The sequence below is a fragment of the Bartonella sp. CL162QHHD genome (assembly GCF_042195435.1).
Taxonomy (GTDB): Bacteria; Pseudomonadota; Alphaproteobacteria; order Rhizobiales; family Rhizobiaceae; genus Bartonella.
The window spans coordinates 1-14,551 of sequence record NZ_JBHIOG010000007.1 but is presented as its reverse complement, the minus strand read 5'-3'; the positions used below and the strand labels follow the sequence as shown (position 1 = coordinate 14,551).

Sequence of the window (14,551 nt, the reverse complement as noted above, 5' to 3'; positions counted from 1 at the left end):
TTTTATGCATTTTTTAAAAAGATTAATCGCTGAAAAAGTTCCTGCTTTTTAAAACCGGTTTTTTTTGCAACAAAAGCTGCCGCTTGAGCAGCAGAATATGTCCGTGCGCGTTCTAATAGCATTTCATCAATTTCTTGATCACTTATCACATTTAAAGAAGAAGATGATTCTCCAACAAGTACAACAATTTCCCCACGAATATGTGCTTGTTTTCTGTAATTTTCCAACAAGTTCCCCAAATTGGAAACATCTACTGTTTCAAACTTTTTTGTTAATTCACGACAAATGGCAGCAGGTCGATCAGCCGAAAAAAGTGTGACCATATCCTGTAAAGTTTCAACAAGACGATGCGGTGATTCATAAAAAATCAAAGTTGCTGGAATCTCTTTTAATTGTTCCAACCGTTTTCGGCGTTGTAGCTTTCGTGCACTCAAAAAACCTGCAAAAAAAAAGCTATCAGTAGGAAGCCCTGTCGGTATAAGAGCGGCTAAAAGAGCGGATGCTCCAGGAATAGGAATGATTTTATGACCAGCTTTACGGGCCTCTTCCACCAATCGAAATCCGGGATCAGAAATAAGTGGTGTTCCGGCATCTGAAACAAGTGCTACTGTTTTGTTTTCTGCTAAAGCCGCTAAGAGCTTTGGACCCGCTTTTTGCGCATTATATTCATGATAGAGAAAAGTTTTTTTTTGAATACCGTAACGTTCTAACAAAACACGTGTTACTCGCGTATCCTCACACGCTAAAATATCAATTCCTGCAAGCACTTGCAAAGCACGAAGCGTAATATCTGCAAGATTTCCGATAGGTGTTGCCACAAGATAAAGCCCTGATTCTATAACGGGTGCAGAATAAGCATGCGCACCTATAAAATATGCTTTTTCACACATGCTCTTTTCTTTTCATTAAATTCTCCTCACCACAAGATTTTTATCCATACTCATAAGCCATTTTGGCTTATTTTTTACCAGCACATTTTTTATCATTACAAAGGCTTACCTTACTCGAATAATCGATTACACTACAATAAGATAATTTCATATTTAACGTCTTAATTTAACATTATTATCTATTTTGGTCCGCATTATTTTTTCCAGTAAAACAAATTCCAAATGTAACCAATATTCTATCAGCTCCATGATTTTCTATAAAGTTTTTCCTTCGAGAACCAAAAAACAATTTTACCCATGTTATCATCTCATGCTTGGTTATGCTCTTTTAAAAGCTAAGCTTTTTAGATTATTTTCATAATGCCGATTTTTCAAATATTCTATTGATATCCAAACTGTTTTTCTGAGCAAATATAAACAGCCTCTTTTGAAGCACAAACAGTTAACTGGCAGCTGACTGTATTGTTATTGATTAAATATAAGCTCTTATCAGCAAAATACTTTATTTTTTCATATTCTCTATAGCTTTAACAGTATAATGAGTACCTTAGAAACGTTTAAGGCTAATTTTTATCTTAAAGATTTGATTTGTAATGGAAAATTTATTATTTTGCCTATTAATTAGGAGCTTTAAATATCGTAACATTATCTCAGCTCTTCTTATAGTCATTAATCAAAATTATTTTCGTGCATCTTGAAACTTTCTCAAAGCAAAGATTATCGCATCATTGGGGATCGCAGAGAAAATGATGCTGCTAGCTTGTACTTTTTATCTCGTAAATATAGAACTGTTCGTTCACAGGAGTGTGTTATACCTTTTTCGGATAGTGTCGCGAAATAATTGTTTGATATGAGAGCTATCTCTTAAAAACAAGCCCATGATTGAACAACACAAGTCTGCTTTAATTTTGGATACCTTATTTTTTTGAAGGATATGCTCCTATAAAAAAACTTAAGTAATAAAAGCGGGGACAATACGTTATTTCTTCTTTTTAGAGGATATTGTGATGCTTTTGAAAGTTTTAAAACCAAATGGACAGATGATAGTAAAGAGGAAAACAGGTTTTTTCCTTTCAGGTTTCATATTCTTGCTAAATGAAACTGTATTTTCGTTTCAGAGATTACTCAAATAGAATATGCAATATTTTTGCTCTAGCTACAAAATCTGGAACGGCGTGCAGAGCTTTCATTCATCTTAATCTTTCTTTTAAATATACCACTATGTTCAATTTGGATGTTGATTTACAAGCAACAGCGAAAGCACAAGCTTTATAAACAAACAACTCTATAAAACGCGTCATAGAGTGGTTATGAAAGCTATTTTGGTTTTTATCAGATGTTTTGCTAATAGCGATAGTCTCCATGGCTTGGTATCTGCTTATTCTTACGGTATTTGCATACATTCATTGCAGTATATTGGTAAAGGGCAGTATATTGGTAAAGGTTAGATGCAAGGCGATTATCTTTAATGCAAAAATAAAAGGTTAATGTAAGATTTTTTCGTGTCATTATCATTAGAAACATAAAAAGGGCTTGAGCAAGCATGCTCTTTATCTCTTTATCTCGCAATGTTTTTTCTACATTTGTTTGTGGTTTTCTTGAGTGAGCATTACTTGCCAAGTGTAGGAGAAAAAATAAACTTGAAGTGTACCTCCGTAGGTTTTGCTCTTGGCTAGTTAAAACGATTGATGTTTCTTATGAGATGGCTAAAAGCATTTTGGATCATGTGGGAGAGGGGGTAAAGTAGAACGGGCTTATTTTCTTTCAGATTTTCGAGAACCGCGGTTTTTCCTTTATTGCAGAATTTTCAAGAATATATTCATTATTGTTTTGTTATTTAGATAAAAAAATTTTGATAAAAATATGTTATGTTTTTCTATTGAAAAAAGTCATGCGGTGAAGAGAGTATATTATATGAGAATAGAGTTCTTTTTACATTGTGAAAGAACGTATGAAGGAAGGTGATTGATAGATTTCTGATCTGGGAAATATTTTTATTCAATGTGTTTTGTATATTTCAATTTTAGGAAAATGAACAATGATTACATATTGGGATAGAAGGGGCCCTCATTACCTTGCGGACAGATCCAAGTGATATTTTGGTTTGGATCTTTGATATCGCATGTTTTACAATGTATGCAATTTGAAGCGTTGATCATATAAGTCAGATGATCATTATCCTCTAGCCACTCGTAGACAGCGGCGGGACAATAGCGTGTAGAGGGTCCTCCATAGATCGTATATTCAGAGTCTTTTTGTTTTTTTAATGAGGCTATTTTTAAATGACAAGGTTGATTTTCTTCATGATGCGTATTGGAAAGGGCAACACTTGAAAGGCGATCAAAGGTTACAACGTCATCTGGTTTTGGGTAAGAAATGGGTTGAAATTTTTCTGCTGGTTCAAGGCATGCATAATCTTCCTTTCCATGGGAGAGTGTTTTAAATAAGGAAAATCCGAACAGTTGTTGCCACCACATATCAAAACCAGCAAGTTTAATTCCATATTTTGTCCCATATTTTGCCCAAAGCGGTTTGGCATTTCGCACTTTATAAAGATCTTTTCCAATGAGCCCTTTTCGCCATTGTTCTTCGATTTCTTTAACCTCATCATGGGCACGCCCTTGTGCAAGAGCGGTAGCAATTTTATCGGCAGCTAATATGCCAGATAAGATGGCATTGTGTGATCCTTTGATACGAGGAACATTGACAAATCCAGCAGAGCAGCCAATAAGCGCCCCACCAGGAAAGGTGAGTTTTGGTACAGATTGCCAACCTCCTTCGCTGATAACACGTGCACCATAGGAAAGACGTTTTGCGCCTTTAAAGATTTTATAGAGTTTTGGATGTGTTTTAAAACGTTGAAATTCTTCAAAGGGAGAAAGGTAAGGATTTTTGTAATCTAAGTGCACAACAAAACCGACAGAAATGATATTGTTTTCTTGGTGATAAATAAAGCCACCGCCACCGGTATTATTGTCTAAGGGCCAACCAGTGAAATGTTGTACTAAACCGCGTTGGTGTTTGTTGGGGGCAATTTCCCAGAGCTCTTTGAGACCAAGACCAAATTTTTGTGGTTCTCGATTTTTGCTAAGATTAAAATGTTGTATCAGTTGTTTTGCAATTGAGCCGCGTGCTCCTTCCGCAATCAGAGTATATTTTGCCAATAAAGCCATCCCAGGCATATAATTTTTTCCAGGGGTTCCATCTTTGTTAAGCCCCATATCTCCGGTGAGAACACCAATAATAGCTCCGTTATCTTTTTGGATGATGGGTTCTGTTGCTGCAAAACCAGGATAGATTTCAACACCCAACGCTTCAGCTTTTTTGCTTAGCCAGCGGCAGACGCTCCCAAGCGAAACGATATAACATCCGTTATTTGATAAGATTTTAGGGTGCAAAATATTGGGAAATACTGTGGACTTTTGAGGCTTTAGAAAAAAAAATTGGTCCTGTGTGACAGGGGTTGTGAAGGGATGGTCGTTATCATTTCGCCATTCTGGTAAGAGTGTATCGATACCAATGGGGTCAACAACTGCGCCAGAGAGAATATGTGCACCAACTTCGGTCCCTTTTTCAACAATTGTGACAGAAAGCTCAGGATTAATTTGTTTAAAACGAATTGCGGCAGAAAGCCCTGCAGGTCCTGCTCCGACAATGACTATATCAAACTCCATACTTTCACGTTGGTCATGCAGAGGTGCTTTCATGGCTTATAAAGCTTTCTCCAATTCTGGAATAATTTGGTGGAGATCACCTACAAGGGTGTAATCGGCAATTTGCATGATGGGAGCTTCTTCATCTTTATTAATGGCAACAATAATTTGTGCATCCATTATACCGGCTACATGCTGGATTGCACCGGAAATGCCAACGGCGATATAGAGTTCAGGGGCAACGACTTTTCCTGTTTGTCCAATTTGCCAATCATTGGGAGCATAGCCTGCATCCACTGCTGCGCGGCTGGCACCTAAAGCAGCATTTAATTTGTTTGCAAGAGGAAGAAGCAGGGCCATAAATTTCTCTTGAGAACCAAGACCACGCCCGCCTGATATAATAACACGTGCTGAGGTGAGCTCAGGACGATCACTTTTGTTTGTCTCTGCTTTTACGAAAGAAGAAAGATTTGGATTGGGAGCTGGTGTTATTGTTTTAATGGGAGCAGAATTATTTTGGGAAGGCGTTGGGGTGAAAGAAGCGGTGCGAACTGTTATAATCTTTTTATAATCATTGGTGCGGACAGTTTCAAATGCATTGCCTGCATAAATTGGTCGTTTGAAGGTATTGGGTGAAAGAATGGCGGTAATATCTGAAATTTGCATAAGATCAAGAAGAGCTGCTACGCGCGGCATCACATTTTTCCCAGTACTGCTGGATGCTGCCATGATCACATCATAATCATTTGCTAACGTGAGAATTGTATCTGCCATAGGCTCGGCAAGTTGATGGGCTAAATAGTCTGCTTTTGCAATAAGAACTTGCCGCACACCATTAAGTTTAGCACTATTTTCCGCTATCGTTTGAATTTTTTCTCCGCAAACCAGAATATCGATATCATTACTGAGTACGCGTGCAGCGGTGAGTGCTTTTGCTGTTTCTTCTGTATTATGATCGGCCAATAAAAGAATTGCCATAAGTTTTTGCCCTTTTATGTGAGTGTTGCTTTTACTCTAGTGGTGAGAATATTAAATGCAGTTCTTCTGTTTTAAGGCTCTGACAAGTTCTACTACATTTGCCACTTTTATACCGGATTGACGGGGTTTTGGCTCTTCAACGCTTAAAATTGTTAAGCGTGCTTTCGTATCGACGCCAAGATCAGTAAGAGATTTTTGTTCAATGATTTTCTTTTTTGCTTTCATGATATTGGGGAGAGAGGTGTAACGCGGTTCATTGAGCCGTAGATCGGCGGTCATAACAATGGGAAGGGGAAGACAAAGGGTTTGTGTTCCATTATCAACTTCACGAGTAACTGTAGCATGCCCATTTTCTATGTTAAGATGTGAGGCAAAAGTTGCTTGTCCCCACCCAAGAAGAGCAGCGAGCATTTGTCCTGTTTGGTTGCTATCGTCATCAATTGCTTGTTTTCCTAAAAAGACCATATTAGGTTTTTCTTCATCAACAATGGTTTTGAGAACCTTAGCAATTGCTAAGGGTTCAAGTGTTTGATCCGTTGTGACAAGAAGTGCGCGATCAGCTCCCATTGCAAGTCCTGTTCGTAGAGTTTCTTTGGCTGCTTCTGGGCCAATTGAAACAAGAAGAACTTCTGAAATTTTACCGGATTCTTTTTGGCGAATGGCCTCCTCCACGGCTATCTCATCAAAAGGATTCATAGACATTTTTACGTGAGACAGATCAACGCCTGTATTATCAGGTTTGACGCGTATCTTGATGTTATAATCAACAACACGTTTGACAGCGACAATTATCTTCATAATGATCCTCTTTGTTTGTACGTCATAAGTTTATAGCAATACTCATAAGAAACCAAATTGTTTAGAATGAAGTCTCAATTTATAACTTGTGTTCTCTTTCATATAAGCTTTTTTTACGTTTACTTGTACTTTCTCGTCGTCATTTTCAATCTTCATATTTTTGCATTGCCATAATTGCCCTATTTGCTTGAATAAAAAGTAAAAAAATCAATTTGTCTTGTGAGAATATTTTTTTAGTTTCTTATGCTTTGTTTATGATGGTGCAATAGGTCCTTTATGCAATGAAAAATTAAGTAAAAAAGATAAAAATGGGGGAATGATTTTTCTCTTCAAATCTTGAATACAGAAAAATTAAAGATTTTTCTTTCAAATATTTTAGATAAAGATTGGGGAAAATATTTCTAACAAAAAAGTTTTTGGGAGTTCTTAAAGCTCTATTTACTAAAATAGAGCACACTTTCTCATCATTTGTTGCGATTCTTTTCAAAAAGGTTAATGAGGGGTAGGCGTTTGTGAATACGAAGGGTCATACGATCGGCCAGGCGACCAAACAGGTTAGGAACGATAAAGTCTTTTCTTTTGTTGAACAGAAAGAGAGCATGGATACTTCTGTAGAAGTAACGATGTCGGATATTGCTCAAAAATTACGCACCGTTTATGCGCAAATGCAAATGAAGCATTCGCCTCGTTCTTTAATGCAGCAGAGTTCGGTAGAAGAGCATTTTAAATCTTACTTAGATGATATTAGTCGGGCCATTTTGGCTGAACATTATATACGTCGTCAAAGAGAAAAAAAGCTTTTCCAGTCTTTAGAGCAGATTAAAACAATTGTTCAAAGTTTGCAGAGTGAAAAAAAAAGCTTAGAAGAAGCAGCGGTAACACGACGGGTGTCTCGTTCAAAATCACCTGATTCTGTTGTACAAAAACTTGCTCACATGGAATGTGAGGGAAATCAAGAACGCTTATTACTTCAAAAGGTGCAAAATTTTTCGAAAGAAAACAGCATAATTTCACTCCAAACAAATGTTGAAAATACGGTGCAGCAAGAAGATAGAAGCCCTTTGCCCAGTGATGCTCTGAAATCTTCTTTTAAAAAGGTTGAGGGGGTAGTGGAGCATGCTGTGATAGAAGAAAAAGGTATGATGGGTGCTCAGGCATCTAATCATTGTATTGAGAATGATTTTTCTTCTTTAAGGACGCAGTCTCGGGAACATGTGTCGTTTTTATCTTATTTGCTAAAAAAAGGTGTTCTTTGTTTTTTAACCGTTGCATTTGTGGTAGCGATAACGTTATGTTTTTATAGCTTTTTAAAAGGAGCTCGTTTTTTTTAATTTTTATGATGTTGATGTTAATAGATGTGAAATGTATTGCGCATTCGTGTTTGTGCGGAAGCTATAGCAACTAAAATTATCCTTTTAAACACGCAACAGAGATTATTGGAAAAGAGGATAATTGGAGAAGGATTCTCTAATTGTAAAAAAACCTCAAATTATCTTGAAGGTTCTGTAAGTGAGTATTTATTTACCAATTGCTGAAATGTCACTCAATATGCTGATCTTGATTGGTATGGGAGTCGTTGCTGGTTTTTTTTCAGGACTTTTTGGAATCGGTGGTGGGTTTCTCATCACGCCGTTATTGATTTTTTATAATATTCCTCCTGCTATTGCTGTTGGAACAGGTGCTAACCAGATGATTGCGTCATCTGTAACAGGAGCAATTACACATTTTAGAAGACGTACGCTCGATATTAAACTTGGTATTCTTTTGGCGATTGGAGGAGGGATTGGTTCTTTAATCGGGATTCAGGTTTTCTCTGTTTTGAAAAAGTTAGGTCAATTAGACTTAATGATTTCGCTTCTTTATGTGATTCTTCTTGGAAGTGTAGGAAGCTTGATGATCGTTGAAAGTTGGTATGATATGATGCGCAAGCGTAAGGCAGGAAAAGCCAATATTCGTCTTGCTGGTCGACATAATTGGATTCATCGCTTACCCTTAAAAATGCGTTTTCGGACATCTATGATATATGTTAGCATTATTCCAGTTTTAGGGATTGGTCTCATTGTGGGGTTGTTGTCTTCTATTATGGGAATTGGTGGGGGGTTCTTTATGATACCAGCATTGATTTATCTTCTGCGTGTTCCAACCAGTGTGGTGATTGGGACTTCACTTTTTCAGATTACATTTGTGTCTTCTTTCACGACAGTTTTGCAAAGTATGACTAATCAGTCCGTTGATATTGTCTTGGCTTTTTTGTTAATGCTTGGAGGAAGTATTGGTGCGCAATATGGAACACGGGTTGGACGGAAGTTAAAGGCTGAACAATTGCGTATGGCACTTGCATTTTTAGTGTTGATTGTGTGTATGCGTCTTGCTTTTCAATTATTTATACGCCCTGATAATCTTTTCTCTCTGGATATTCTTATGAGATAAAAATGGGTAGATTATTTTCTTTATACATCATTACAGGTTGCTTTTGTTTTATTTCTTTTTCTACATGGTCACATGTTGGGACGCCAGCTACATTCATTGATCAAGTTGACCACGAAACTGTCCAAATTATTGTAACAACGAATACGATTACTGTGGATGCAAATTTTGCTGGTCGTGATCTTTATATTGCTGGTGTTTTGGAAAATATTGATCCGTTATATTCTCGACAGAACCGTTATGATATTGTTGTAAGCTTGGAGGGACAAGATCGGACAATGGTGATGCGAGAAAAAAAACGCAATGCCGGTGTATGGGTCAATACAGATTCTCTTATTTTTAAAAAGGTTCCTCTTTTTTACTCTATGGTCACAACACGTGAAATTGACGATATTACGAGCATTGAAGATTATAAACGCTTAGGGTTAGGATTACTCTATTTGCCATTGCAGACGGATGAACAAGATCAGAAAAAAATACAAATCTTTCGCGATGAACTTATAAAATTGCAAAAAGCTAAAAGCCTTTATTATGAGGAAGTGGGTGGGGTTCGTTTTGGTTCTGACACACTTTTCACAGCGCATTTTCGTTTGCCAGCAAATATCCCGGTTGGACATTATAAAGTTCGTGCTTATCTTTTTCGTGATGGACAGTTTATTGATAGTGCAACAACGACTCTTGAAATTGTTAAAGCACATATCACCTATACAATTTTTTATGCAGCGCACAAGTATCATTTTTTATATGGTATTGTTGCAGTGATTATTGCTATTACTACAGGATTTTTGTGTCGTTTGATTTTTCGAAAAGATTAACGCAAGGAAAATGTTAAGGCTTTTATTTTTTATGAAAAATTCGTAAGATAAGAAAAATAGGCACAACAACAATAGCTCCTGTCATAGTTATATGGAAGAAATTTGTAAGCGTTATAAATCCTGCTTCCCATAGTGATTGAAAAAAATCGACTATTTTTTGTATGAGGTTTCGAGGTGTCCATCCCAAAAAATTCATTACGATACCAATGAAGAATGAAAGGATAAGCAATTTTAGACTAACGCGGCTTGATTTTTCTCCAAGAAACGCATGAAAAGAATCTAATAATTTTTTTTTCGCTTCATTTTAATATACTTTCAAAGATCGTGTTTTTTATTGTATTATCATGGTACAGCGATGTTATTATCATAAAGGAAAAACATTTTTTTATTTTTTCTTACTTTTTGAGTTTATCACCTTAGTCTGGTTAACGGTGCTGGTTTTTGAAATATACACATGTTTTATTGCATTTTTTGCGATATTTTCATGGCCCTTTTTTATTAAATAAAGGGATATCCTTTCGTTTCTGAGAATTTGTAGAGAAATTTTATAACGTTTCAATATTTCACATCAGAGTGAGAGTTCTAGTATATTGAAGATTTTGTAACGAACTTATTATTGTCGTGTATAGAAATAATATTTCAAGACAGTTTACTTAAAAAAAGACTATCTATTCTAATAAGGGTGTGCTTATATAAGTATTATATTTAGATATTTCAACCTTGGTGCATTGAAAAGATCTTTTTTTCTGAAAAAATGTAAGCAATGATAAGCAATGAATTGAGTGTTGTTAAAGGAGCAAAGATATTAAAAATACGATATTGAAAAAAGTTTTGTTATGTATGTCCGCGTGAGGGAATGTCAGAGGTTTGTGGTGCCCGTGCTCCTTTTATTTGGAAATAAGATATAATTAGAAGCCGTTATTTAGTGGGGAATTATGGAAAAATTCAAAATTCCTCTTGCAGAAGGGGTAGAGGTGATTCATGTTAGCCGATGGGTGAATTTTTCTGTTTTGTTAAAATATCAAATTATTATTAGAGTTCTTCGTTATTAAGGCACTTGAGCTAACAGGGGAGAGCCCTTTGATGGCATAAAAACGCTAGAAGAAAGAAGTGACAAGCTTGCCTGATAAGAGAGAAGAAGTCTTTGTCTTATCGCGTTCAATGGTAGACGTTGTAATATTATCAATAGATTTATGATGGGTTATGTCATTCATCATATATTAAATTGCTTTTCGGTGCATATTGGGGGCTTGTTAAGTATGGACAGGAGAAAAGGTTGGTAAGTGGTGCTGTTTGAAAGTTTGAATACTTTGTTTTAGGGGCCTATGGATCGTCTAACCTTATGATTAAGCATGTTCTTGTTGCGTGGGAAATTTATATAATAAACTTTATTTAAAAGGAAAAGTTATGAACTTGAAGAAAAAAATATTGAAAGGGAGCAGCTATCTTGTTTCTGCTTTTATTGCACTGGGGGTAGTTGGACAACAGGTTTCAGCAAAAACACCGGCTGATACCCTTGTGATGGCTTGGAATCTTGATGCAATCAGTACGTTTGATCCTGCGCAGCTCAATGATGTTTATGGAAGTGAAATTGTTCGCAATGTTTGTGATAACTTGGTGAGTACTGCGACAGATGATCCTGCAAAAATGGTTCCTGCTTTAGCAACGCATTGGGATGTTTCAGGTGATGATCACAGTACGATGATTACTTTTCATTTGCGTGATGGTTTGAAGTTTAATAATGGCAGATCAGCCAATGCCAATGATCTTGTTTGGGGTATGAAGCGGGTTGTCAAATTGAAGATGGGTAATGCGGCAATTTTTAATGAATATGGAATTGTAGAACAAAATGTTGATGATGCTTTGCAAGCTCCTGATAAGAAAACAGTTGTGATGAAATTTGATAAACCTTATCCAGCAGAACTTATTCTTAATAATATTGTTGCAAGTCCTGCAACAGCTTTGCTTGATCGTAACACGATTATGAAACACGAAAAAGATGGTGATTTGGGAAATCAGTATTTGAAGAGTCATGCTGCTTGTGTTGGTCCTTATCAGTTAAAAAGTTGGCGCCCTGGAGAAGCTCTTTTGTTGCGTGCAAGCTCTCACTATTGGGGACAAGCGCCTAAACTGAAGCAGATTTTAATTCGCCATGTTGCAGAGCCCGGAACACAACGCTTGTTGTTGCAAAAACATGATATTGATGTTGCTCGTAATTTGACACCTGAAGATCTTGCAGATCTGCAAAAAACAACAGATGTTAAAATCAAGGAAGTGTTAGAACCATCCATGATGTACTGGGGATTCAATATGACAAATCCCATTTTTGCTAAGGAAAAAGTACGCTTGGCGATGCGTTATCTTATAGATTATGAAGGTCTAGGCAAGAAGCTTCTTAAAGGGATTGGTGTTCCACGGGCCAGTTTTATTCCTCTTGGTAATCTTGGAGCTTTGGATGAAAAAGAGGGGCAACCCTTTAAGCTTGATATTCAAAAAGCAAAACAGCTTTTAGCAGAGGCCGGTTATCCGAACGGATTTGAAGCAAATTTTATTGTCTCAAATGCTCCTTATACTTTGTTACTTGCTCAGTCACTTCAAGATAGTGCTGCACAGGCGGGCGTGCGTCTTAAAATTGAACGTGTAGCAGGTACACAGTTGTTTTCAAAAGTGAATGCACGGGCTTTTGATACGGCTTTTATCGGATGGAATAATGATTCTGCGGATCCTCATACAATGGCTTCACGTCTTGTTTATAATCCAGATAATCGGCTTGAGGCAAAAAATACAGCCTATCCTAGTTGGCAGCATGGGTATTTTGATGCCAAAATGAATAAAAAAGTTGAAGAGGCGTTGTTTCAAAAAGATCCGCAAAAACGGGCACAAATATATGCTGATTTACAACGTGAACTTATGCAAAAAGGACCTTATGCGTTTATCTATCAGAAATATACTGTTATTGCGATGACGCCTGATGTCAAAAAGTGGGTTTGGAATAGTGCGCCACATATTTTTTATAGTAAAATTGAAAAATAAGAGTGTCTTCAATGCTGTTCAATAGATAAAGGGCATCGTCATGATATATTCGGCGTATTGTATAAATTTTCAAGTTTTGCAATGCGTCGAAGATCATAGGTAATGCGTGATATATTGTTGAATGTCTTTTCAAGACATTCGTTTAAAGATATTTTTCATTCTCATTAGAGGTGTATTTAAGTGGATGTTAAGATCGATATTTCAATTTCTCTGAATTAGAAAGTGGTCAATTTATTTGTTAAAAAACTGAGTATAACATAAAGAAACTAAGTGTAACAAATATCGCGGAATTTAGTGGTGCTAAAGGTGCAAAGGTTTTGCTGTGTTGAAGGAAAGTTTTGTTATGGGTGGGTACACAAGGGATATCAGTTTTTTATAGTGTTCATATTTTCTTTTTCTTTGAAAGATGATGAGATGTCATTTGGAGGGTGTTATTTTACGGGGAGTGATGAAAAAATTAAATTTTCTTTTGAAGAAGGAATAAAAGTCGTTGCACTTGGCAAACTGACAAATTTTCCTGTTTTATCAAATCGTCAAATTATTATGAAGGCTCTTTGTTATTAAGGTACTTGAGCCAAAAGGGGTAGTGCTTTGATGGTATAGAACACGCCGGAAGAAATACGAGACAAGCTTGCTTAACAAGATAGAAAAAATACAGGTTTTATAGTCTTCAATAGTAGGCGTTATGATATCGTGAATAAGCTCTGTTGTTGGTGAGCGTTCATTGTATATCAGAGTGTTTTCCTTTGTATGTTTTAGTTTGGCTTATAAGTGTAGACAGGAGGAGTCATTGACAAGAGGTGCTTGTTCGTGAAGGTTTTAAAGTTTGATCTTTAAGAGCCTATCGTTCGTCTAAACTTAATTATTAAGCACGTTTTGCTGCATGGGGAATTTATACAATAAACGTTAAAAGGAAAATTCTATGAACGTGAAAGGTTCTATGAACGTGAAAAGAAAAATATTGAAAAAGGGCGGTTCTTTTGTTTCTGCTGTTCTTGCAATGGGGATGTTTGTGCAACAAGTTTCAGCAAAAACACCTGCCGATACGCTTGTGATGGCTTGGAATCTCGATCCAATAAGTACATTTGACCCTGCACAACTCAATGACCGTTATGGAATTGAATTGGTTAACAATATTTGTGATAATTTAGTCGTTTCTGCTACAGATGATGCTACTAAAATGGTTCCCTCGTTAGCGAAGAGTTGGGATGTTTCAAGTGATGATCAGAGTACTGTGATTACTTTTCATTTGCGTGATGGTTTGAAGTTCAACGATGGTCGTCCTGCGAATGCCAATGATCTTGTTTGGGGTATGAAGCGGGTTGTCAAATTGAAATTGTCTAATGCGGCAACATTTAATGAATATGGGATTACAGAACAAAACGTTGATGAGGCTTTTCAAGCACCGGATGACAAATCGGTGGTGATGAAATTTGATAAACCTTATCCAGCAGAGCTCATTCTTAGCAATATTTCCACTAATCGCACTGCAGCCTTGCTGGATCGTGAGACACTCATGAAAAACGAACAAGATGGTGATATGGGAAACCGGTATTTGGCAAGTCATTCTGCTTGTGTTGGTCCTTATCAGCTAGAGAGTTGGCGTCCTGGAGAAGGGATTTTGTTGCGTGCAAGCTCCAATTATTGGGGGGAGGCGCCTAAATTAAAGAAGATTTTAATTCGCCATGTTGCGGAACCTGGAACACAACGTTTATTATTGGAAAAACACGATATCGATGTTGCACGTAATCTGATGCCAGAGGATTTGGCAGATCTTCAAGCAACAACGGATATTAAAGTTGAAAAAGTGTTGGCGCCCTCCATGATCATATGGGGGTTTAATACGACGAACCCTATTTTTGCCAATGAAAAAGTGCGTTTAGCGATGCGCTATCTTATTGACTATGAAGGACTCGGTAAGACTCTTCTCAAAGATGTTGGTATTCCACGTGCAAGT

The 14,551-nt window shown here is 36.8% G+C and carries 11 protein-coding genes; 6 read left to right on the top strand and 5 right to left on the bottom strand.

Annotated elements, in window-relative coordinates:
• Window positions 1-2 precede the first annotated feature (2 nt).
• The 4 genes from rsmI to ACFILD_RS00515 form a co-directional block, all read right to left on the bottom strand.
• On the bottom strand, window positions 3-890 hold the full coding sequence (rsmI, locus tag ACFILD_RS00530) for a 16S rRNA (cytidine(1402)-2'-O)-methyltransferase (RefSeq protein WP_375664632.1): 888 nt from the start codon (window positions 888-890) through the stop codon (window positions 3-5).
• A 2,042-nt stretch (window positions 891-2,932) separates the two neighbouring features.
• Entirely contained in the window at window positions 2,933-4,597 is a 1,665-nt protein-coding gene (locus tag ACFILD_RS00525) for a 4Fe-4S dicluster domain-containing protein (protein WP_375664631.1), read from the bottom strand.
• Window positions 4,598-4,600: 3 nt separating this feature from the next.
• Window positions 4,601-5,521 carry an electron transfer flavoprotein subunit alpha/FixB family protein gene (locus ACFILD_RS00520; protein ID WP_273790718.1) on the bottom strand — a complete coding sequence of 307 codons (921 nt, stop codon included), beginning with the start codon at window positions 5,519-5,521 and terminating at the stop codon, window positions 4,601-4,603.
• A 51-nt stretch (window positions 5,522-5,572) separates the two neighbouring features.
• On the bottom strand, window positions 5,573-6,319 hold the full coding sequence (locus ACFILD_RS00515) for an electron transfer flavoprotein subunit beta/FixA family protein (protein WP_273790719.1): 747 nt from the start codon (window positions 6,317-6,319) through the stop codon (window positions 5,573-5,575).
• A 512-nt stretch (window positions 6,320-6,831) separates the two neighbouring features.
• Here ACFILD_RS00515 and ACFILD_RS00510 point away from each other — a divergent pair.
• The 3 genes from ACFILD_RS00510 (at window position 6,832) to ACFILD_RS00500 (ending at window position 9,561) form a co-directional block, all read left to right on the top strand.
• On the top strand, window positions 6,832-7,650 hold the full coding sequence (locus ACFILD_RS00510) for a hypothetical protein (RefSeq protein WP_375631209.1): 819 nt from the start codon (window positions 6,832-6,834) through the stop codon (window positions 7,648-7,650).
• Between the two features lie 178 nt (window positions 7,651-7,828).
• Complete coding sequence (locus ACFILD_RS00505; protein WP_375613503.1) at window positions 7,829-8,749, top strand: sulfite exporter TauE/SafE family protein; 921 nt, start codon at window positions 7,829-7,831, stop codon at window positions 8,747-8,749.
• Window positions 8,750-8,751: 2 nt separating this feature from the next.
• The gene (locus ACFILD_RS00500; RefSeq protein ID WP_375637830.1) at window positions 8,752-9,561 is read left to right on the top strand and encodes a TIGR02186 family protein; all 810 of its coding nucleotides are present in this window, start codon (window positions 8,752-8,754) and stop codon (window positions 9,559-9,561) included.
• Between the two features lie 22 nt (window positions 9,562-9,583).
• Here ACFILD_RS00500 and ACFILD_RS00495 read toward each other — a convergent pair whose 3' ends face one another.
• Entirely contained in the window at window positions 9,584-9,790 is a 207-nt protein-coding gene (locus ACFILD_RS00495; protein WP_375664630.1) for a DUF6460 domain-containing protein, read from the bottom strand.
• Window positions 9,791-10,968: 1,178 nt separating this feature from the next.
• Here ACFILD_RS00495 and ACFILD_RS00490 point away from each other — a divergent pair.
• The 3 genes from ACFILD_RS00490 to ACFILD_RS00480 form a co-directional block, all read left to right on the top strand.
• On the top strand, window positions 10,969-12,594 hold the full coding sequence (locus tag ACFILD_RS00490; protein ID WP_375664629.1) for an ABC transporter substrate-binding protein: 1,626 nt from the start codon (window positions 10,969-10,971) through the stop codon (window positions 12,592-12,594).
• 414 nt (window positions 12,595-13,008) lie between these two features.
• Entirely contained in the window at window positions 13,009-13,158 is a 150-nt protein-coding gene (locus tag ACFILD_RS00485; RefSeq protein ID WP_273790725.1) for a hypothetical protein, read from the top strand.
• 376 nt (window positions 13,159-13,534) lie between these two features.
• Window positions 13,535-14,551, top strand: a 1,017-nt coding sequence (locus tag ACFILD_RS00480) for an ABC transporter substrate-binding protein (protein WP_375664640.1), incomplete at its 3' end; no start/stop codon positions are given.